Genomic DNA, 20,002 nt, shown 5'->3' on the forward strand with positions numbered 1-20,002 from the left:
ACGCTCGGGGTTCACCCCATCCGCTCGGATGCGTAGCTTCCCGGGCTTGCCGGGAAGACGATGGTGCGGTTGCCGTTGAGGAAGGTGCGGTAGTGGATATGCGCATGGATGGCGCGGGCCAGCACCTGGCTTTCGACGTCGCGGCCGATCGAGACGTAATCGTCTGCCGACTGTGCATGCGTGATGCGCGCCGTATCCTGCTCGATGATCGGGCCTTCGTCGAGATCGGCCGTCACGTAATGCGCAGTCGCCCCGATCAGCTTCACGCCGCGCTCATAGGCCTGCTTGTAGGGGTTGGCGCCCTTGAACGACGGCAGGAAGGAATGATGGATGTTGATGATGCGGCCCGACATCTTCTGGCACATCGAATCCGACAGGATCTGCATGTAGCGGGCAAGCACGATCAGCTCCGTGCCGGTCTGCTCGACCACCTCCATGATCCGAGCTTCCGCCTGCGGCTTGTTGGCCTTGGTCACCGGAATATGGTGGAAGGGGATGTCGTGGTTGACGACCACCTTCTGGTAATCGAAATGGTTGGAGACGACGCCGACGATGTCGATCGGCAGCGCGCCGATCTTCCAGCGGTAGAGCAGGTCGTTGAGACAATGGCCGAAGCGCGAGACCATCAAGAGCACCTTCATGCGCTTCTTGCCATCGTGGATCTCGGCCTCCATCTCGAACTTCGCGGCGACCGGTTTGAAGCCCTCGACCAGCGCCTCCAAGCCGACCCCTTGCTCGGAGATGAAGGAGACGCGCATGAAGAACTTGCCGGTATCAAGATCGTCGAACTGGCTGGAATCGACGATGTTGCAGCCCTGGTCGGCCAGATAATTGGCGATCGCCGCAACGATCCCGCGCGTCGACTGGCACGATACCATCAATACATAGCTCGTCATGTCTCTTCTCTCTTCTGCCGAGGGTGCCCGCCTGCTTAAATGAAATCGAAGGTATGGGGAATATATCCCCCACCCCTGTTTCGACCGTTACTTTAGGCAGGATTGCGGGAAAAACCGTTCCCATTGCGCCTTCGGACGGCGCATCCCCGCCTTAGCTGCTGGTGGCCAGGGAGAGCCTTTGCGGCTGCTTTGCCTGCGTGCCCTCGTTGAATTTCAGGAAGCCCACCAGAAGCCAGACGAGCCCGGCCGTTTTCATCGAGAAGATGGCCGTGGAGCCGATCATCAGGTTCAGGAACAGGAAGAGGGAAAGGGCGTGGCCGAGGCGCCGCTGATTGACGGTCTCTCCCGCCGGATAGAGAGAAGCATAGAGCCAGAACAGGATCAGCCCGAAGATGGTTGCGCCGTATATGATATAAACATATCCGCTATCGAAGAATATGCCGACCTGATCGAGCTGTAGACCGATGGTGCTCTGCAGGTCCATGCCGAGGAAGGCTTTTACCGTCCCGTTGATGCGGCCAACGAAATTATCGCCTGTTACGGTCGGCTTGAGAGAGTGAATGACGAATCCGACGACGATGATCACGGGCATCGTCAGGAGGTCGAGCATCTTCGGAAGCCAGGGATAGATGAAATAGCCGGCGATGCAGATGAGGCTGAAGATCAGCATCGTGCGCGTATCGTTTGTCAGCAGGATTAGAATGACGGTCGAGAAGAACAGCACCCTGTCGAGCAGCCGCAGCCGGCTGGAGAAGCTGATCAGATAGAGAACCATCACGCCGCAGAAATTGGCAAGCGAGACCTGCTCGAGGAAGATGGACGATGATCGATGGTCTATCAGGCCAAAGGAGAACCGGCCCTCGAAACCCAGCGCGCCACGGAACAGCCCGAGATCGCTATAGGTGGCCGGCGGCACGCCGCGTGTGTTCTGGAAATACTCGGCCGGATGAAAGAGCGCGACATATTCCTTCACCGACACGATTTCGCAGATGAGCACGGCGAGCACGGCCAGGCAGGCGATCCTGAAGGCGAGCTTGAGCGTGCGCTCATTGCAAAGCCTCCCCATGATGGAAAACACGAATATGATCATCACGTTGCGAAGATGATCGACGTAGGCTTGCTTGTTGATGGCGATGACGAAGACCGTCAGCAGGATCGTCAGGAGGAGATACAGCAGCGGCGCCATGTCCTCCTCGTAAACGCCCTTCGTCAGGATATAGGTGAAACTGGCGACCTGAAGGATCACTTCGCTCATCACGACGGCGCTTGGCGTCAGCGGCGTGATGTTGTGATTGATGAAGGCGAGGATGCCGTTGTACAGGACTGCGAGCAGCGAAATCGCAAGAATGACGTAGTTTATGGGCTGCTTTTCGCCTGAGCTTTGCATGAAATATCCGAGGTCGTGGCGTCTTCTCTGGCCATAAGCCACCATATCAGGCCGATGATTCGCGGCAAAGAGTCGAGAAGCCGCCCGTCACTTCGGCTTGACCAGGGCGCATGACGGCGCAAGCGTGGTCTTCTTGCTCAGGCCTTCCACCAGCACTTTCAGCTGCGGCTTGTCGCGGCCGTTGTGCGGCTGGATGTTGAGCGGCTCCTCCGGCGGCCACCAGTCGCCGGCTGCCCAGTAAGCCCAGCCGAGCCAGACGTCGCTGTTCGTGTTCATGACATCGAGTACCTGTTTGAGGCCCTCGAGGCAGCCGTCGTTGGCAGCTACGCCGAATTCGCCCAGGAAGCCGCGCTTGCCGTTCTTGCGCAGCCAGTCCGTAACGTCGTTCAAGCCCTTCTTGGCACTGTCGGTACCGTCACAGGCCGTATGCGTGCCGGAGCTGTCCGCATCCAGATACTGGTGGAATTCGAAGGCGTAGAAATCGAGTGGATCCTTGACGCCGAGCATGACCGTCGCGTTCGAGCCGTCGCCGAGACTGTCGGCCGCCCAGCTATGCGCACCCGTCCAGTTCGTGCCGGGCACGAGGATGAGGTTGCGGGCGCCGACGGTGCGGATGCTCCGGATTGCTATATTGGCCAGCTCCAGCCAGTCGGGTGCCTTGATATCGTGCGGCTCGTTCATCAGGCCGAAGGAGACACCTTTGCGATTGGCGAATTCGACGGCGAGCCGCGCCCAGAAATCGCCGAAAGCCAGATCGGTCGCGGGCACCTGCTTCAGCTGGATCTTGTCGTAGTAGCCGTAATTGTGGGGATCGAGGACAACGGCCATGCCATGTTTCTGAATGAGATCGACGGCATCCTTGAGCCTTTGCAGTTCGGCTCCGTTGAAAGGCTGGCCAAGCACAGGCTGCAGCCGCTCCCAGCGGAAGGGCAAGCGCACCACGTTCATGCCCTTGCCTGCGAAGTAACCGACCGTCTCTTCGGATGGGTAGGTGTAGTTGACGTTGACCGCGCCGTCGCGCTCGCCATACTCCGCGCCGGAAAGATTGACACCCCGATAGCAGAGCTGCGACGCGGCAAAGCTGCTGTCCGCCTGCGCCGCTGCGGCCAGCATGACCGTCCCGGCCAGCAGGCGGCGCAGAAATCTCGTAATCGATCCCGTCATTGCACGTTCCTGTTGTCCACGCGAATACATCGTTCTCATAAGGGCCACGGTATTGAATAATGATGAAGGGCCGGACCGAACCGGCGCCTGCATGGCGACTTCCTGGGAGTGTCCTTAATGTTCCGTTAGCCAAACATTTCTAAACTCTCGGCATCTGCTGCGTGGAATCGGCCTGCGGAGCATTGAAAGTCTGACATGAGCTCAATGGAACAAAGCAGGAGAGCGAACCGACTTGCGGGTTGGCGCGATACGGAGCCGTCTGACGCGCAGCGCGACGGCTTGCGTCTGCGCAGTCCGGTATTGCGTCCGCGTGATTTCGTCGCCGAAGCAGAGCCCGATACATCATCAGATCAAGTCGATCAGGCAAGCCGCGACAACTCCGCGCCCAGGCAGATGCCGGGCCGGCGCGACCTTGAAAAGGAAGCGCCGCCGCAGCCAGCTGTCGAGCCGTTGGCTGTCGCCGCTGCGCCGCTGATGGAACCGGCAGCCGTTGCCGTACCGCCGGTCGCTCCACAACCGGTGCCGATACCTGCGGCAGATACACCATTGATCGATCTGCGCTCCGCCATTCGCTCGATCTGGGCAATGAAATTTCTGGTTCTCGCCTTGGCGGCGGTCTGCGCCGTGCTGGGCGCGGCCGTTATTCCGCTCATTCCGCAGAAATTCTCGGCCGAGACCAGTCTTTATTTCGATCCTCGACCCGCCGGAGGCGCCGATTCCTCGCAGCAGGCCCCGACGGCGCCGGAGCTGATCACGACGATGATCGACAGCCAGACCCAGATCCTGTCTTCGGGCAAGGTGCTTGGTCGCGTCGTCGATGCGCTGAAGCTCGACCAGGATCCGCAGTTCGATGGCGGCGCCACCGGCGAGGCAGCGAAATACATAGCGACGGCGACCCTGTCGAAGGCAGTGCAAATCGCTCGCGAGTCGAGCACCTATGTCGTAACAGCCAAGGTGACGACGCGCGATCCGCAGAAATCGGCAGACATCGCCAACCAGCTCGTGTCCTCCTTCATCGAGGAGGAGAGCGGAGCAGCTGCGAAGAGCTTCAAGACGAGCAACAGTGCACTGGACAGCAGGCTTGACGATCTGCGCCAGCAGGTGCTTTCAGCCGAAAAGGCGGTAGAGGCCTATCGCGCCGACAATGACATGGTTGCCGTCGAAGGCAATCTGATCTCCGACAAGCGCCTGACAGCGCTGAACGACATGCTGGTGACCGCCCAGCAGAGGACGATCGAGGCCAAGGCTCGCGCGGATGCCGCCGGCAAGCTGAGCTTCGAGGATGTTGTCGCCAACAACCCTAACAATCCTACCGCCGCCACGGCATCGACGGCGCTGAGCAGCCTGCGGCAACAATATGCGACGCTTGCCGCCAGTGTCGGCAGCCTGCAGAGCCAGCTTGGTGCCCGTCATCCGCGCCTGCTTGCGGCGAAATCCTCGCTGGAAAGCCTCGCCGCGGAAATTCGCAGCGAATTGCAGCGACAGATGACCTCGGCGCGCGCCGACTATGAGCAGGCGCAAGCGGCCGAGCAGGATATTGCCAAGGAACTGGCGGTGCAGAAGTCATCGCAGGTCAATACGTCGGGCAAGCTCGTCGGCCTGAACGAATTGCAGCGCAAGGCCGCCGCCACCCGCGATCTTTATGAGTCGCTTCTGAAGCGATCCGGTCAGAGCAGCGATGCGCAGGATCTGTCGCAGAGCAATATTCGCGTGATTTCCGAGGCGGAACCGCCGCTGACCGCAGACGGACCGGGCCGGAAAGTGATGATGGTGGCGGGATTGATCGCCGGCGCAATGTTCGGCGCAGGTCTTGGCATGACCTTCGCCATTCTCATCGGCCTGTTCCGGCATCCGGTGATCCGCGGCTATCTCGCCAAGTGAGCCCTATTGATCTTTTTCCGCCTTCGGCCTCTTCAATATCGGAGATGCAATTGTGCGCCGGCTGTTCTAGATGTAAATCGGCGCTGGGAATGATTGAATTTTGCTAATGAAGGCATGATGCAATCATCATGCGTCATGTGGGTACATTGTGAGACGATCTATGCGAGAGAAGCGGTGCGCTGTTCCGATGACCGGCGCCAGGGGAAACTGACCAATGGTGCCCGCGGATAAGCTCGTCCTGCCGTTCCTGGCGCTGCCGCGCTCCACCAAACGTGCGCTCGCGCTGCTGGTCGATGCCAGCCTTTGTGTGTTGACGGTTTGGTTTGCCTATTGTCTGCGCCTCGATGATTGGGTCATTCTGGAAGGCGTCGAATGGCTGCCCGCCATCGTCTCCCTCCTGGTCGCCATACCGATCTTCATCGTCCTTGGCCTCTATCGCGCCATTTTCCGATATGCCGGCCTTTCGGCTTTCGTGACGGTCCTCAAGGCGGTGGCCATCTACGCGCTCGCCTTCATGACGATTTTTACCGCGATCAGCGTGCCGGGCGTGCCGCGCACGGTCGGCATATTGCAGCCGCTGCTGCTGCTGATCGCCATCGGCCTGTCGCGCATGTGGACGCGCTATTGGCTCGGCAATGCCTATCAGCGGCTCTTGAACCGCAACCAGCTCGCCAAGGTGCTGATCTACGGCGCTGGCGCTTCGGGTCGTCAGCTCGCGGGCGCTCTTGCCAACAGCGCCGAGCTGAATGTCGTCGGCTATCTCGATGACGATCACAACCTGCAGGGCAGCATCATGGGCGGCCTGCCGATCTATGATCCAATCGACCTGCCGGCGCTTGCGGTTACCAGCGAGATCAAGGGCGTGTTGCTGGCCTTGCCGAACGCGACGCGGCAACGCCGCAACGAAATTCTCGAAGACATGCGCAAGGCTCGTGTCACCGTGCGAACCATGCCGGATTTGACAGCACTGGCGCAGGGCCGTGTCGCGGTCTCCGACCTGCGCGAACTCGATATCGAGGATCTGCTCGGCCGCAACGTGATTGTCCCTGACCGTGCGCTGATCGAGAAGAACATCCGTGGCAAGGTCGTCATGGTGACCGGCGCTGGCGGCTCAATCGGCAGCGAGCTCTGCCGCCAGATCCTGAAGAACGGCCCATCCTCCCTGCTGCTGGTGGAGCAGAATGAATTCGGGCTCTATGCCATTCACGGCGAGCTTGAAAAATCGGCTGCATCCGCAGAACCCGCCGATATTCGTATCATCCCCTTCCTCGCATCCGTCCGGGACGGCCAGCGCATCAGGCAGATCATGGAGGCATGGCGGCCGAAAACCGTCTATCACGCCGCCGCCTATAAGCATGTGCCGCTTGTCGAGTACAATCCCGCCGAAGGCATCCGCAACAACGTGCTGGGAACGTTGATCACGGCCCAGGCGGCGCGTGATTATGGCGTCGAGGATTTCGTCCTCATCAGCACGGACAAGGCCGTCCGTCCAACCAACATCATGGGCGCGAGCAAGCGGCTGGCGGAGATGGTGCTGCAGGCGATGGACGCCGGTCGCAAACCCGGTGTCGCCAGCACCAATTTCTCCATGGTCCGCTTCGGCAACGTGCTTGGCTCATCCGGCTCAGTCGTGCCGCTGTTTCGCCAGCAGATCCGCGACGGCGGCCCGATCACGCTGACGCATCCCGACATTACCCGTTATTTCATGACCATTCCCGAGGCATCGCAGCTGGTGATCCAGGCTGGTGCGATGTCGGGTGGCGGCGATGTCTTTCTGCTCGATATGGGCGAGCCGGTACGCATCGCCGATCTCGCCCGCCGCATGGTGGAATTGTCTGGTCTGACGGTCAGGGACGAGGAAGAGCCCGATGGCGATATCGAGCTGGAAATCACCGGTTTGAGGCCGGGCGAAAAGCTTTTCGAGGAATTGCTGATCGGCGACAACCCGCAGCCGACGAGCCATCCGCGTATCATGCAGGCCAAGGAGGATTTCTTGGCCTGGCCGGAACTGTCGAAGCGACTTACGGCGCTGGAGGCGGCACTGGACGAGAACGACATACCCTTGGCAAGGACAATGCTGCAGAAGCTGGTGTCCGGTTATGCGCCGAGCAGTGAAGTGGTCGATCTGGTTTACCGCGAGCGTGAAGCGGACCTGGACGTCGTGCAGCCGAATCTCGACAACGTCGCTCCGCTCTAGAGCGCTTCCACGAGAAGTGCGCAGCGGTTTTCCGTCCGGAATTGCGCAACCGCTCCGGCGTCAGTGTTCGATGGTGCTGACGCCCGTCTCCCGCTTGACCTTGATGGCATAGCGCCAGCGCTGCAGCTGATCGCATGTGCGGAACCAGTGTGCGGTTGCCCGCAGCAGGAAATGTCGCTTCACGGCGCGATAGTGCACGCGCTTGCCGATCGTCGTATCGGAGCGATACGGGCTGAAATCCGCAATATTTTCGAGCGTTGCAAATGTCTCTACGCCGGTGGACCAGCCGCGCTCAAGAGCGACGTCATAGGGAAGGAGCATGGGCTTCAGCGCGATGAGCAACTTCTTGGCGGCCTTGCGATTGACGATGTAACAGGCGGCGGATCCTTGTGGGCCGTGCATGCAGCGTCCGACAACATCGTTTTCGGCGGTCTCTGAGATCGGTTTGAAGCCGACCAGGCGATGATTGACCAGCTTGACGAGGCGTGCGCCGTTAACGCACTCCATGGCGGCAATCGCACGCGGGATCAGTCTTTCGTTCAGCTCTACGTCATCCTCCATGATGATGGCCATCTTGTCGCCGCTGGCGACGAATTGCTGGAGGGCAAGCAGGTGGCTGCGATAACAGCCATATTCGCCGGGCAGCAGCTTGCGGCCGTTATGGTAGATGAACGATTTCGGGTGAAAATCGGCGCGATCCCTCTCCGCGACTGTACGACCGTCGATAGCCGGAATTCGCGTGATATTCAGGTCGTACTCCATGGCCTGGCCGCACAATCTCTCCCAGCGCTCACGCGAGCGTTCGAGATTGATGACATAGATGCGAACTTGCTGCGCGCTCTCGGCAACAATGAAAGGGTCAACGGTCGGAGAAATACGACTAATCTGTTCGAGAATGACTGTTACTCCTACAAACAGAAATCGCGTTGGCGGGAAATGAAGAATGCAAGACTTATACTATATAACATGCTTATGACTTGTCGCAAATGCCTGATGCACGTGGATGTTGCATTTTCAGATAAAAGCATTTTGTTTGGTGTAACGTCTCGTGATCGGTTCCCTGCCGGGATGGATATTGCCGGCCGGATATGATTTTGCGGAATTGCCCGTTGGCGCCCGACATCGGCTTTACTATATCTGATTGGTGCGGCGCACGGTCGTGGCGTCCGCATTGGTGAAGGACGATAGCAATTCATGTGGACCAGATCGAAAATCGTCATTGTTGCTCTGTTCCTCGCAGGCCTCATGCCCGCGACCGGCTTTGCCGACAACCCACTTCTCCCTAAGCCATATGTCCGCCCCGTCTATCCTTACAAGGACCTGCCGGGTGTAACTGAGCCCAAAATGGCGGCCGACGAGAAATTTCAATGCCGCACGACCACCTTATATCCGGATGACTTCTATAGAGGCTACTTCTACCGGGGCCTGCCGCGCCTGGGTTATGTTTGCGAGCAGGACGGCGTCATCTCCAGCAGCACCAGAAAGCCAAACTACCAGTATTGGCAATATAACGGACCTGACAGATAACGCCATCGCCATGCCGAAATAAGCAGCAATGCGATGAAATGAGGCGCAGCCTCTTCCGATAGGGCTGCGCATTTTTAGGCGTTCATCTGAAAATAAATTTCATGTTTTCGAGTGAATGCGCGAACGTCGTTGACGAATGCGAAAATTTGTCCCAATCTTACGAAAATAAATTACGTAATGGGAACTGAAAAAGTATGCGAGTTGGAATCATTGGGCTGGGATTCCGCCTGGGATATCTGGGCTATGTCTTCAAGGCGATTGATGACAGTTTCGAGATCGCCGGATATGTCGATCCGGAGCCGGCGGGTCTGCCCGGCTTGATCGAAAAGGGCATTTCCGCCGGAAAGGCTTACGCCACTCCCCAGGAGTTGATTGCCAACGAAAAGTTCGATCTGCTGATGATCGGCTCGCCAAACCATATGCACCTTGATCATATCCGCATCGGTCTCGAAGCCGGTCTCAAGATTTTCTGCGAAAAGCCGATCGTCACCACCATCAAGGACAGCATCGAGCTTGCCCGGCTGATGGCGAAATATGGCCATGAGCGGCTGATGGTCGGTCTCGTGCTGCGCTATTCGCCCATGTATCGCGATCTGCTGGTCGCGCAGGCCGAGGGAAAGCTCGGCAATGTCGTTTCCATCGAAGCGTCCGAGCATATCGAGCCTTACCACGGCGCCTTCTTCATGCGTGACTGGCGCCGCTACGAGCATTATTCCGGCAGCTTCATGCTGGAGAAATGCTGCCACGACCTTGATCTCTATAATGGCGTGGTCGGTGCGCGCCCGGAGAGGGTCGCAAGCTTCGGCGGGCGCAAGAGCTTCATTCCGGAAAACGATCCGGCAAAGGAAGGCATCAACGATCTCGAGCTTTTCCATCGCAAGCCGAGCGGCTGGATGGGATCGGACAAGGTCTTCGACAGCGATGGCGACATCATCGATTATCAAGTGGCGATCGTCGAATACGCCAACGGCGTCGGCATGAACTTCCATACCAATCTGAACGTACCTGACCAGTTCCGTCGCTTCGCCATCATGGGCTCGCGCGGCATGGCGGAAGGCGACTTCATTCGTGGCTATTTCAACGTTCACGAGATGCTGACCGGCAACAAGGTGGTCGAAAAGACCTATGCGACGCGCACAGCGCTTTCGCAGCACTATGGTGCCGACGAGCAGATGGCCGCCGATATCATCTCGCATGTCAAATCGGGGCAGCACTTGCCGGTCTCGACCTTGAATGCGCTCGAGGCAGGCATCCTGGCGCTTTCGATGGATGAGGCACGCATGAAGCGAACCGTCGTGGATCTCCGACCGATCTGGGACGAGTTCGACGAAGCGCTCTATTCACGAGCAGCCTAGGGAGGGGCGCAAGATGGGTGTTCAACGCAGCACAATCATCTTCGCTTGGGTCCTGCTTTTTCCGGCTCTTCTTTACGTCACCATCATCGTCGCCTATCCATTGGTCGACACCATAATCCTGTCCTTCACAGATGCGTCGTTGAAGAAGGTGACGAACTGGGTCGGCTTCGAGAATTACGGCAAGATCTTCAACGATACATTCGCATCGGTGATCGTCCGCACCTTCATCTGGACGTTCTTTTCCGTGTCGATCAAGATGATCATCGGCACCTTGGGCGCGACGATGCTGAATGCGGCGGTTCCCGGCCGTGCGCTCTTCCGGGTGCTGACCATGCCGCCCTGGATCGTGCCCATGGCGATCGGCATCTTCATGTGGGGCTGGATGTACAATGGCCAGTTCGGCATGATTTCCGGCCTGCTGCAGCGCTTCGGTGTCGTCGACGGCCCGGTTGCCTTTCTTGCCTATGGCGATACGGCCTTCTGGGCGACGATCGTCACCGACGTCTGGATCGGCGTGCCGATGGTCACTCTTTATATGTTGGCGGCCATGCAGGCGATCCCGCAGGATCTTTATGAAGCCGCCTGGACGGATGGTGCCGGCCGTTTCTATCGCTTCCGCCGCATCACTCTGCCGCTCCTGGTGCCCTCGCTGGTTACCATGTCGATGCTGTCGTTGATTTCCACCTTCAATTCCTTCGACATCATCTGGATCTTGACTCGCGGTGGCCCGAATGGCGAGACGACGACGATGATCATCGACACCTATCGCACGGCGATCGGGTCGTACAAATATGGCGAGGGCGCAGCCCGCGCGGTGCTGATCTGCATCTTCCTGTCGCTCTTCTGCTTCGCTTACTTCCGCCTGACCAGCCGCTTTTCAACGGGAGCCAAGCGATGAGCCAGCCCGCGATGATCCATCGCTACAAATGGTATGAACTCGTCGGCATCTATGCCGGAATCCTGCTGTTCCTCACCTTCGTCCTGGCGCCCTTCATCGAAGGGTTCCTGGTCTCGCTGAAGCCGCTCAGCCAGCTTTTCTCCTCGCCCTACCGCTTCATTCCCGAAAATGGCTCTTTCGCCGCCTACCGGACGATGTGGACCAGCGTGCCGGGCTTTGGCTGGTATATCTTCAACTCGTTTTTGATCTCCGGTTCGATCACCATCATCGTGCTGATCCTTGTGGTGCCGGCGGCCTATGCCTTCGCCCGGTTCGAGTTCAGGGGCGCCGGCCTGCTGCTCGGCGCCTTTCTGGCCGTCAAGATGTTCTCCGGTGCGGTTCTTCTGATCCCGTTATTTCGGCTCATGCGCTCCTTCGGCGTGCTCAACACCTATTTCGCCATGATCATACCTGGGGTGGCCTTCATCATTCCCACAGGCATCTGGCTGCTGCACACCTATATCAGGCGCATCCCCCGCGAGCTCGACGAGGCCGCCTATGTCGACGGTGCGAGCCAGTTCTATACGCTGCGTCGCGTCATTCTGCCGATCGCCATGCCCGGCATCACCGTGGTTGCGATTTCCTCCTTCATCGAGGCCTATGCGCAGCAGTTCATCTATGCGCTCACCTTCAATTCGAAAACGGAATACATGCCGCTGCCGGTTGGGCTTTTTGCCTATTTCGGCCGGCAGGAGGTCGTATGGAACGAACTCATGGCTGCAAGCTTCGTCGGCATCGCGCCGGCGCTGGTCGTGATCTTCTTCCTGCAAAGGTATCTCGTCAGCGGTCTGACCGCTGGCGCGGTGAAGCAATAAAATCAATCAACCACCAGAGAAACGGGAGCTTAAACGTGACATTCCATTTCAAAACGGGGCTGCTTGCCCTTGCTTTGCTCGGCTCCACCGCGCTTGGCGCCGTGACCGCCCATGCCGCCGACAAGGAAATCAGCTGGATCTATTGCGGCGACAGCATCGACCCGATCCATGTGAAATATATCAAACAATGGGAAGACAAGAATCCGGGCTGGTCCGTCAAGCCTGAGGTCGTCGGCTGGGAACAGTGCCAGGACAAGGCGACGACGCTGGCTGCGGCCGGCACGCCGGTCGCCATGGCCTATGTCGGTTCGCGCACGCTCAAGCAGTTCGCGGAGAACGACCTCATCGTTCCTATCCCGATGACGGACGATGAGAAGAAGACATATTATCCGGGTATCGTCGGTACCGTTACGTCCGATGGCCAGCAGTGGGGCGTGCCGATCGCCTTCTCGACCAAGGCGCTCTACTGGAACAAGGACCTCTTCAAGCAGGCAGGCCTTGATCCGGAGAAGCCGCCGACCACCTGGGCTGAAGAAATCGCCGACGCCAAGACGATCAAGGAAAAGACCGGTATCCCCGGCTACGGTCTGTCGGCCAAGACCTTCGACAACACCATGCACCAGTTCCTCCATTGGGTTTACACCAACAACGGCAAGGTGATCGACGGCGACAAGATCGTCCTCGACAGCCCGGAGGTGCTTGCCGCCCTTCAGGCGTATAAGGACATCACGCCTTACTCCGTCGAAGGACCGACTGCTTACGAGCAGAACGAAATGCGCGCCATCTTCCTCGATGGCAAGGTCGGCATGCTCCAGGCCGGTTCGGGCGCTGCCTATCGCCTGAAGGAAACGAAGATGAACTGGGGCGTCGCTCCCCTGCCGCTCGGCCCATCGGCCAAGGGTCAGGGCACGCTGCTCATCACCGACAGCCTTGCCGTCTTCAAGGGAAGCGGCGTCGAGGACAAGACGATCGAATTTGCGAAGTTCATCACGTCGCCCGGTCCGCAGAGCGAGTACGAGCTGCAGGGTGGCGCCGGCCTCACGCCTCTGCGTCCGTCTCCGCTGGTCGATGAGTTCGAAAAGAAAGATCCTTTCTGGAAGCCGTTCATCGACGGCATCAGCTATGGTGGTCCCGAGCCGCTGTTCAAGGACTATAAGGGCTTCCAGAACGTGATGATCGAGATGGTCCAGTCTGTCGTGACAGGCAAGGCCGAGCCGGCGGCCGCCCTGAAGAAGGCAGCTGCCGATCTCGAGCAGTACAAGTAAGATCGCAAATCGCCGGGCCGTGCGCATCGCGCGCGGCCTTTCGAGCCCTGCACGCACAATGGCGGCGCCGCGCGGAGACAGAGTTTGGGAAAGCTGCACCTTCATCAGGTCAAGAAATTCTATGGTCATTTCGAGGTCATCAAGGGCGTCGAGCTCGACGTTACGGACGGCGAGTTCATCGTCTTCGTTGGCCCCTCCGGCTGCGGCAAGTCGACCCTGCTGCGGATGATCGCCGGCCTTGACGAGGTGACCAGCGGTGACATCATGATTGATGGTGCCCGCGTCAACGATCTGGCGCCCGTCAAGCGCGGCATTGCCATGGTCTTCCAGTCCTATGCCCTTTATCCGCATATGACGGTATTTGAGAACATCGCCTTTCCCTTGCGTGTCGAGAGCATGCCGGAAGACAAGCTCAAGGCCAAGGTCGAGCATGCCGCCCGCATCCTGCATCTCGATCAGCGTCTGCAGCAGAAGCCGGGCATGTTGTCCGGCGGCCAGCGCCAGCGCGTCGCCATCGGCCGCGCGATCGTCCGCGAGCCGAAGATCTTCCTCTTCGACGAGCCCTTGTCGAACCTCGATGCCGCTCTGCGCGCCGATATGCGCATCGAGCTGGCGAAGCTGCATCATCAGTTGCAGGCGACCATGATCTACGTGACCCACGACCAGATCGAAGCCATGACCATGGCCGACCGGATCGTCGTCCTCAATGCCGGCGAGATATCGCAGGTCGGCGAGCCGCTGGAGCTCTATCACAAGCCGGCGAATACATTCGTCGCCCGCTTCATCGGCAATCCCAAGATGAACTTTCTGCCCGTAACCTGCACTGACGTCAGCGAGGCCGGCGTGGAGATAGACTATAAGGGTCAGAAGGCGCTGTTGCCGGTGACGCCGCGTCAGGATGCGGTCGGCAAGGCCCTCACGCTGGGCATCCGGCCGGAGCATGTCCAGCTCGGCGGCGGCGAGCTGACATTGACCATCGTGCCGACCGTCGTCGAGCATCTGGGTGCGCAGACCGTTGCCTACGCTGCCGCCGAGGGTGTCGACGAGAATTTCTGCGCCACGCTGCCGGGCAGTGCCGCCATCCGCCTGGAGGCACCGCTCAAGACCGGCATGCGTTTCGCCGATTGCCATCTGTTCGATGAAAGCGGCATGGCTTTCGAGCGTAGGGTGGAACTGACCGATATCGACATGGACTTGCTGAACTCTGCTTCAGTGTGAAAGGTCCCTCGGGGCCGCCTCGTCCTTCGAGGCTCCGCCCCCCTTCGACAAGCTCAGGGCGCTGCGCACCTCAGGATGAGGCGGAGCGAGCCAGCGCTATGACAAAATAGCAGTCGAGCGATTAACTTTCCCGTCGCCGGACGGGAAAGGATCAGCTCTCCTAGTGAGGTGCGTAGATCGCGAGGCGTGAGGACTAGCCCTCATGGTGAGAAGGCCCATAGGGCCGTCTCACCATGAGGGCGGGTTGGTGCTGAAGCCGTTACCAGACTAGGCCGCGCGCAGCCACATCCTCGACGCGCGTGACGATACCGTCGCGGTGAAACACCATCTGATCGAACAGGTTGGACACGACGCAGGTATGGTTTGGGATGATGCGGATCTTGTCGCCGATCTGCGGGCGCGGACCGGTGCAATTGGATAGATCGATGACGCCGTGTTCTTCCGAAAGGCCCTTGATCACGGCTTCCGGATAGTCGACCACCTGGCCATAATCAGCAAAGCCGAGGAGATCGGAGGTGAGCGCCTTCGAGCCGGCATCGATGACGGCGCGGTCTTCCGTCGGCCGCGAGACGACGGTGGCGAGGATATGCATTGCGCAATCTTCCTCGCGGCAATGGCCTGCACGCACCATCGATCTGTCATTGTAGATATAGGTTCCGGCGCGATGCTCGGTGGCCGCCGTCACGAGATGCGCTTCGAACAGGCTCGGCGTGCCGCCGTTGCTGACGATCGGGCATTCGATGTTCTCGCCCTTCAGCAACGCGACGGCTTCGGCGAGGAACGCCTGTGTTCCGGCAGCATTGTTCGGCTTCGGATAGCTCATCAAGCCGCCGAAGACGAGGCCCTGTTTGCCGGCGATATGCTTGCCGAGCGCAGCAGCTTCGGCTGGCGATTGCACGCCGCAGCGCGCCCCGCCGGTGTCGCATTCCACCAGCACGGTCAGCGGTCTGCGTTTAGCGAACCAGGCAGAGAGCCCATCGACGGTGACGGTGCTGTCGGCCACGACCTTCAAGCCGGAAATGCGATCGTTCAAGGCCGAGAGGCGAACGAGCTTTTCGGGGCCGAGAATATTGAAGGTGATCAGGATATCCTCGAAGCCCGCATCGGCGAAGGCTTCCGCCTCGGTGATCTTCTGGCAATTGATGCCCTTGGCGCCGGCGGCCACCTGGGCGCGGGCAAGCGCCGGAATCTTGTGCGTCTTGATATGCGGCCGGAAGTTCAAGCCGTTCGCATCCATGTAGGACTGCACGCGGGCTATATTCGCCGCCAGCCGCTCTTCGTCGATGATCGGACGCGGCGTCGAAATTCTGTCGATCCGGTCGCCGGGCTTGGGGCTGATTTCGAGCGCAATATCATGTGCCATCTCAGGCTTCTTTCCGTTCTTCCGCATGAGGGTCGGCCACCATCGGCCAGATATCTTTCCGCGCGCGCCGATAGGGCGTGCGGGCCGGATTGTTCGGATAGGGCGTTCCGGCGGAGCAGTAAAGGATCTCCGAGGCAATCCTGGAGAAGGACGCGTAGAAATGATTGGTCGATTTGATGACCAGGATCTTCTTGGCCGTCGGATCGATGCCCATCACGGAGAAGAGGCTCGGATCGAAGCTCTGCGCGCGCGTCGAATTGAGGATGATGTCGATGCCGTCGAGCTGGATATGCGCGGCGTCGCCAAAGGGGGCGAAGCTTTCGCCGAAGCGCATCTCGGCACTGGCGACGAGGCTGATGATCTTGACGAGGCCGTCGATGGGATTGCCCGTGCCCGGCGCAGATTTCGCGCCGAACCGCAGCGGAATTTCCGCGCCTTCGCCGGCCGCCATGCAGATCTGCACCGCCATCGGATCCCAGATCGTGCCGATCGCCGTGTCGGTGGCGCCGCGGTCGAGCAGTTCCTGAAGAATGACGGTCGCATCACCAGCCGTGCCGCCGCCAGGATTGTCCCAGAGGTCGGCAATGACGACAGGTCCTGATGTCGCCGCCATGGCCTGGCTCACCGCCTGTTTCTCGTCGATCTGCGGCATGATGAACGTGCCGCGCTTGGAGAAGAGCTCCAGCCCGAGAGTGCGCGCGATCGCAGAGCCCTTGTCCGGCTTGCTATTGGTCACGACAAGCAGCTTCGTGCCCATCTCAGGCACGTCGCCGGCCATGAAACCATGAATGACCGATATCGACAGGATATCCGCATCGCTCTTTTCCATCGCCATGATCTTGTCGACGAAGGAGCGCATCGGCTCTCGCGATGTTGGAAAGACATCGATCATGCGGCAATCGAACACGGACATAGCCGGTTTTACGCGGCCTTCCAGCGTATCGACGGCAATACGCCAGAGGTCCTCGGCGCGGTCGACGAAATCGGTGTGCGGGAATTCCTTGAAATAGACGAAGAGATCCGCCGCAGTCAGGCGCTTGGTGGTCAGATGGCTGTGCGGGTCGAGTTCGGCGCAGACAAGAATGTCCGGCCCGACGATCTCGCGGACCCGGGACAGGAAGTCGCCCTCGGTGTCCTCATAGCCGTCCGCAACCATGGCGCCGTGCAGGCCAAGCACGACGGCATCGACCGGCATGGCCGCATGAAGCTGATCGAGAATCTCGTCCCGCAGGTCCTCATAGGTCCGGCGGTTCACCAGGCCGGCAGGATCGGCCCATGTAGCCGTGCCTTCGATCAGTTCCCAGCCCTTTTGGGCGGCAACGCGCCGTCCCACAGTGATCGGTGCGGAACAGAGTGTCGGCGTTTCCGGATGCATGCCTGGCGGCGCATAGAGGGAAGCCTCGAAGGCGCGCCGGTCGATACAGATCGGGGAGAAGGTATTCGTCTCGGTCGCGAATGCCGCAGTGAAAATGCGCAATACGGTCGCCTTTATTCCATGGGGTTCGGCAGGTAACCGGTAAAGCCGGAGATCTTCCAGCGCCCCTCATGCAGTCGGCAATAGTAAAGTGTCTGCCATTTCATCACGTCGATGCCGCCATCCGACTTCTTCAGGCTGCCGTCGAATTTCTTGCGCACCAGCGCCGTGTCGCCTTCGATCTCGATGTCTTCGAGCGTCGTCGTGGTGAAAATGGCGGTGCGCGGATCCTCGGCAAAGGATTGGCCGGCGAAGTCGCGCGCCTGGCGCAGCCATTCCTCGCGATAGGCTGTCAGTGTCGGAAAAGCCAGACGCCACTTGTCTGGGCTGATTTCGCGCCGGCCGTCGATGCCGATGAAGCCATCCTCGACGAAATCGCCTGCTACCAACGACCAGTCGGCGGCAAGGAAAGCGTCGATGTCACGCGGCACGAGCATCTCCCAGATCGCATGCCTGGTGGTATCGCTGACAGGGAAGGGATTCATGAAGGGATCACGCATTGTATCGGCCGTCATTTAAATTCTTTTCATAATCTACGATTTTCACTGGTCAAATTCTGCTTTCTATGGTCACTTGTCAACGCATCAAGAAAATAATTTGCAGGAATCGCATGATGTCCATCAAGCGTTATGGTTCCGGCCAGAGAAGAGCGGCGGCGAGGCGCAACCGCTCTTGCGCCATGTTTTGGCGCCGATGATGGATAGCCGGATTGAGATGGATTGCGTCGCTCATTAAGTATCGGACGTTCTTAAGCGCAGCAACGCAAAAGGGGGGCTGATGGATATCTTCACGACCATGCAGGACGAGAGGGGGCGGCTTTCACAATCGGAAGTCCGCATCGCCGATATCGTCCTCAGTGATTTCGAATTCGCTGTTAACGCTTCCATCATCGAGCTGGCCGGCAAGGCGGATGTCTCGCCGCCGACCGTCACCCGCTTCTGCCGCCGCCTCGGCTGCGAAAGCTTCTCCGATTTCAAGGTGCAGCTTGCGCGCACGGCCTATGTCGGCATGCGCTATCTCAAGCCCGAGCCGAAGAGCATCGCCCCGGCCGATGTCGCCCAGGACATCATCACCAAGGCGCAGAATGCGCTCTTCCTGCTGCATCGCGGGCTGGATGTCGCGGCCATCGAGCAGGCGGCCAATCGGCTCGCCGGCGCCGAGATGATCTACGCCTTCGGCTCCGGCGGCAATTCCTCGATGATCGCCAGCGAGATGCAGAACCGTCTGTTCCGGCTCGGCCTGCGCATCACCGCAAGCTCCGACCACAGCATGCAGCTGATGATGGCTGCGGCCGCCAAGCCGACGGATGTGCTGATCGGTTCGTCTTTTTCCGGCCGTAACGCCGAGCTGGTGCGCGCCTTCACGCTGGCGCGCGAGGCCAAGGTGCCGACCATCGCGCTGACGCAGAGCGGAAGCCCGGTGGCGCATGTCGCCGACATCACCGTGCCGGTCGATCTGCCGGAAGGCGAGAATATCTATCGGCCGACATCGACGCGCATCGCATATGTGGCCGTTCTGGACATTCTCGCCAGCCTCGTTGCCTACCGTATCCAGCCGCAGGCCACGGTGACATTGCGCCGTATTAAACAGCAGCTCGTCACCCATCGCGACGGCGACGACCGCCAGCTTCTCGGGGACTAGGATTTAATCAAGGGAACAGACATATGAGCAGATCGGTAGCCATCGTCACCGGGGCCGCGGGCGATATCGGCCGTGCCATCGCCAAGCGCCTGGCGGATGATCATGATGTCATCCTGCTCGTCGATATCGACGAGGCTGCCGCGCAAAAGGCGGCGGAGGCGCTGGGCACCGCAGAGCGCTTCGTTGCCTTCAAGGCGGATATAACAAGCGAAGCCGATACCGCCGAGATGGCGAAGGCCGCGTCGAGGCTCGGCACCGTCAAGACGCTGGTCAACAATGCAGGGGCTGCCCGCGCCGTCAGTCTGCACGATACGACGCCTGAGATATGGCGCGCCGACAATGCCCTCAATCTGGAAGCGGCGTTTCTCTGCTTCCGCGCCGTCGAGGACATATTGAAGGCCTCGAAAGGGTCGCTGGTCAACATCGCCTCCGTCAACGGCTTGGCCGTTTTCGGCCACCCGGCCTATAGCGCCGCCAAGGCCGGGCTCCTGCATTTCACCCGGCTGGTCGCCGTCGAATACGGCAAGTTCGGCATCCGCGCCAATGCGGTGGCACCCGGCACGGTGCGCACGCAGGCATGGGAAAAGCGCGCCGCCGCAAATCCGAATGTCTTCGAGGAAGCAAAGCGCTGGTATGCGCTTCAGCGCGTCGTCGACCCCGTCGATGTCGCCAATGCCGTCTCCTTCCTGGCAAGCCCGCTCGCCGCCGCCATCACTGGCGTCTGCCTGCCGGTCGATTGCGGGCTGACTGCGGGCCAGGCCGAACTCGCCCACACATTTTCACAATCCGATCACTACTAGAGTCGGATGATTTTAGGTCTGTTCGACCTAAAATCTGAATCCGCTCTAGAATCAAAGAGGTAGAGCATGATGTCGTCCGAAA

At 59.7% G+C, this 20,002-nt stretch carries 17 protein-coding genes; 10 read left to right on the forward strand and 7 right to left on the reverse strand.

Annotated elements, in window-relative coordinates:
* Nucleotides 1–11: 11 nt before the first annotated feature.
* The 3 genes from purU to JTP94_RS03605 form a co-directional block, all read right to left on the reverse strand.
* On the reverse strand, nucleotides 12–896 hold the full coding sequence (gene purU, locus JTP94_RS03595; RefSeq protein WP_204849190.1) for a formyltetrahydrofolate deformylase: 885 nt from the start codon (nucleotides 894–896) through the stop codon (nucleotides 12–14).
* 151 nt (nucleotides 897–1,047) lie between these two features.
* Entirely contained in the window at nucleotides 1,048–2,283 is a 1,236-nt protein-coding gene (locus JTP94_RS03600) for a hypothetical protein (RefSeq protein ID WP_204849191.1), read from the reverse strand.
* Nucleotides 2,284–2,370: 87 nt separating this feature from the next.
* Complete coding sequence (locus JTP94_RS03605; protein ID WP_204849192.1) at nucleotides 2,371–3,447, reverse strand: glycoside hydrolase family 5 protein; 1,077 nt, start codon at nucleotides 3,445–3,447, stop codon at nucleotides 2,371–2,373.
* A 195-nt stretch (nucleotides 3,448–3,642) separates the two neighbouring features.
* Here JTP94_RS03605 and JTP94_RS03610 point away from each other — a divergent pair, with 195 nt between their 5' ends.
* Nucleotides 3,643–5,328: a GumC family protein gene (locus tag JTP94_RS03610; RefSeq protein ID WP_204849193.1), complete on the forward strand. Its 1,686-nt coding sequence runs from the start codon at nucleotides 3,643–3,645 to the stop codon at nucleotides 5,326–5,328.
* A gap of 214 nt (nucleotides 5,329–5,542) precedes the next feature.
* Nucleotides 5,543–7,525 (forward strand): nucleoside-diphosphate sugar epimerase/dehydratase, encoded by a 1,983-nt coding sequence (locus JTP94_RS03615; RefSeq protein ID WP_204849194.1) that lies wholly within the window; start codon nucleotides 5,543–5,545, stop codon nucleotides 7,523–7,525.
* A 60-nt stretch (nucleotides 7,526–7,585) separates the two neighbouring features.
* Here JTP94_RS03615 and JTP94_RS03620 read toward each other — a convergent pair whose 3' ends face one another.
* Entirely contained in the window at nucleotides 7,586–8,470 is an 885-nt protein-coding gene (locus JTP94_RS03620) for a glycosyltransferase family 25 protein (protein WP_409456585.1), read from the reverse strand.
* Nucleotides 8,471–8,719: 249 nt separating this feature from the next.
* On the opposite strand from JTP94_RS03620, the gene JTP94_RS03625 reads away from it, so the two are divergent.
* From JTP94_RS03625 to JTP94_RS03650, 6 genes are all read left to right on the forward strand, one after another.
* Nucleotides 8,720–9,052 carry a hypothetical protein gene (locus tag JTP94_RS03625; RefSeq protein WP_204849195.1) on the forward strand — a complete coding sequence of 111 codons (333 nt, stop codon included), beginning with the start codon at nucleotides 8,720–8,722 and terminating at the stop codon, nucleotides 9,050–9,052.
* A 194-nt stretch (nucleotides 9,053–9,246) separates the two neighbouring features.
* Entirely contained in the window at nucleotides 9,247–10,407 is a 1,161-nt protein-coding gene (locus JTP94_RS03630; protein WP_204849196.1) for a Gfo/Idh/MocA family protein, read from the forward strand.
* 13 nt (nucleotides 10,408–10,420) lie between these two features.
* Nucleotides 10,421–11,305, forward strand: coding sequence for a carbohydrate ABC transporter permease (locus JTP94_RS03635; RefSeq protein ID WP_204849197.1), 885 nt, complete (start codon nucleotides 10,421–10,423; stop codon nucleotides 11,303–11,305).
* A complete protein-coding gene (locus JTP94_RS03640; RefSeq protein ID WP_204849198.1) occupies nucleotides 11,302–12,159 on the forward strand; it encodes a carbohydrate ABC transporter permease in 858 nt (285 codons plus the stop codon). Before JTP94_RS03635 ends, JTP94_RS03640 begins: the two co-directional genes overlap by 4 nt.
* Nucleotides 12,160–12,194: 35 nt before the next feature.
* Entirely contained in the window at nucleotides 12,195–13,424 is a 1,230-nt protein-coding gene (locus tag JTP94_RS03645; protein WP_204849199.1) for an ABC transporter substrate-binding protein, read from the forward strand.
* Nucleotides 13,425–13,508: 84 nt separating this feature from the next.
* A complete protein-coding gene (locus JTP94_RS03650) occupies nucleotides 13,509–14,642 on the forward strand; it encodes an ABC transporter ATP-binding protein (protein WP_204849200.1) in 1,134 nt (377 codons plus the stop codon).
* Between the two features lie 259 nt (nucleotides 14,643–14,901).
* Here the strand turns inward: JTP94_RS03650 and JTP94_RS03655 are convergent, their stop codons facing one another.
* Genes JTP94_RS03655 through JTP94_RS03665 form a run of 3 tightly spaced genes read right to left on the reverse strand, consistent with a single transcriptional unit; the run spans nucleotide 14,902 to nucleotide 17,979 of the window.
* Entirely contained in the window at nucleotides 14,902–16,005 is a 1,104-nt protein-coding gene (locus JTP94_RS03655; RefSeq protein ID WP_204849201.1) for a D-TA family PLP-dependent enzyme, read from the reverse strand.
* 1 nt (nucleotide 16,006) lies between these two features.
* The gene (locus tag JTP94_RS03660; RefSeq protein ID WP_204849202.1) at nucleotides 16,007–17,482 is read right to left on the reverse strand and encodes a M81 family metallopeptidase; all 1,476 of its coding nucleotides are present in this window, start codon (nucleotides 17,480–17,482) and stop codon (nucleotides 16,007–16,009) included.
* Between the two features lie 11 nt (nucleotides 17,483–17,493).
* A complete protein-coding gene (locus JTP94_RS03665; protein ID WP_204849555.1) occupies nucleotides 17,494–17,979 on the reverse strand; it encodes a hypothetical protein in 486 nt (161 codons plus the stop codon).
* Between the two features lie 277 nt (nucleotides 17,980–18,256).
* Here JTP94_RS03665 and JTP94_RS03670 point away from each other — a divergent pair, with 277 nt between their 5' ends.
* Together JTP94_RS03670 and JTP94_RS03675 are read left to right on the forward strand one after the other, a co-directional pair.
* On the forward strand, nucleotides 18,257–19,120 hold the full coding sequence (locus tag JTP94_RS03670) for a MurR/RpiR family transcriptional regulator (protein ID WP_034514190.1): 864 nt from the start codon (nucleotides 18,257–18,259) through the stop codon (nucleotides 19,118–19,120).
* Nucleotides 19,121–19,143: 23 nt separating this feature from the next.
* The gene (locus tag JTP94_RS03675) at nucleotides 19,144–19,920 is read left to right on the forward strand and encodes an SDR family oxidoreductase (RefSeq protein WP_204849203.1); all 777 of its coding nucleotides are present in this window, start codon (nucleotides 19,144–19,146) and stop codon (nucleotides 19,918–19,920) included.
* Nucleotides 19,921–20,002 lie beyond the last annotated feature (82 nt).

This window comes from Martinezella lusitana (assembly GCF_016901135.1).
In the GTDB taxonomy this organism is placed as follows: Bacteria; Pseudomonadota; Alphaproteobacteria; order Rhizobiales; family Rhizobiaceae; genus Rhizobium; species Rhizobium lusitanum_D.

What these genes read in the sequence shown, in the direction of transcription:
- JTP94_RS03625 (WP_204849195.1), top strand. Translation starts at nt 8,720, where the DNA reads ATGTGGACCAGATCGAAAATCGTCATTGTTGCTCTGTTCCTCGCAGGC.
- JTP94_RS03670 (WP_034514190.1), top strand. Translation starts at nt 18,257, where the DNA reads ATGGATATCTTCACGACCATGCAGGACGAGAGGGGGCGGCTTTCACAA.
- JTP94_RS03610 (WP_204849193.1), top strand. Translation starts at nt 3,643, where the DNA reads ATGAGCTCAATGGAACAAAGCAGGAGAGCGAACCGACTTGCGGGTTGG.
- JTP94_RS03630 (WP_204849196.1), top strand. Translation starts at nt 9,247, where the DNA reads ATGCGAGTTGGAATCATTGGGCTGGGATTCCGCCTGGGATATCTGGGC.
- JTP94_RS03600 (WP_204849191.1), bottom strand. Translation starts at nt 2,283, where the DNA reads ATGCAAAGCTCAGGCGAAAAGCAGCCCATAAACTACGTCATTCTTGCG.
- JTP94_RS03665 (WP_204849555.1), bottom strand. Translation starts at nt 17,979, where the DNA reads ATGCGTGATCCCTTCATGAATCCCTTCCCTGTCAGCGATACCACCAGG.
- JTP94_RS03640 (WP_204849198.1), top strand. Translation starts at nt 11,302, where the DNA reads ATGAGCCAGCCCGCGATGATCCATCGCTACAAATGGTATGAACTCGTC.
- JTP94_RS03605 (WP_204849192.1), bottom strand. Translation starts at nt 3,447, where the DNA reads ATGACGGGATCGATTACGAGATTTCTGCGCCGCCTGCTGGCCGGGACG.
- JTP94_RS03675 (WP_204849203.1), top strand. Translation starts at nt 19,144, where the DNA reads ATGAGCAGATCGGTAGCCATCGTCACCGGGGCCGCGGGCGATATCGGC.
- JTP94_RS03615 (WP_204849194.1), top strand. Translation starts at nt 5,543, where the DNA reads ATGGTGCCCGCGGATAAGCTCGTCCTGCCGTTCCTGGCGCTGCCGCGC.
- JTP94_RS03655 (WP_204849201.1), bottom strand. Translation starts at nt 16,005, where the DNA reads ATGGCACATGATATTGCGCTCGAAATCAGCCCCAAGCCCGGCGACCGG.
- JTP94_RS03635 (WP_204849197.1), top strand. Translation starts at nt 10,421, where the DNA reads ATGGGTGTTCAACGCAGCACAATCATCTTCGCTTGGGTCCTGCTTTTT.
- purU (WP_204849190.1), bottom strand. Translation starts at nt 896, where the DNA reads ATGACGAGCTATGTATTGATGGTATCGTGCCAGTCGACGCGCGGGATC.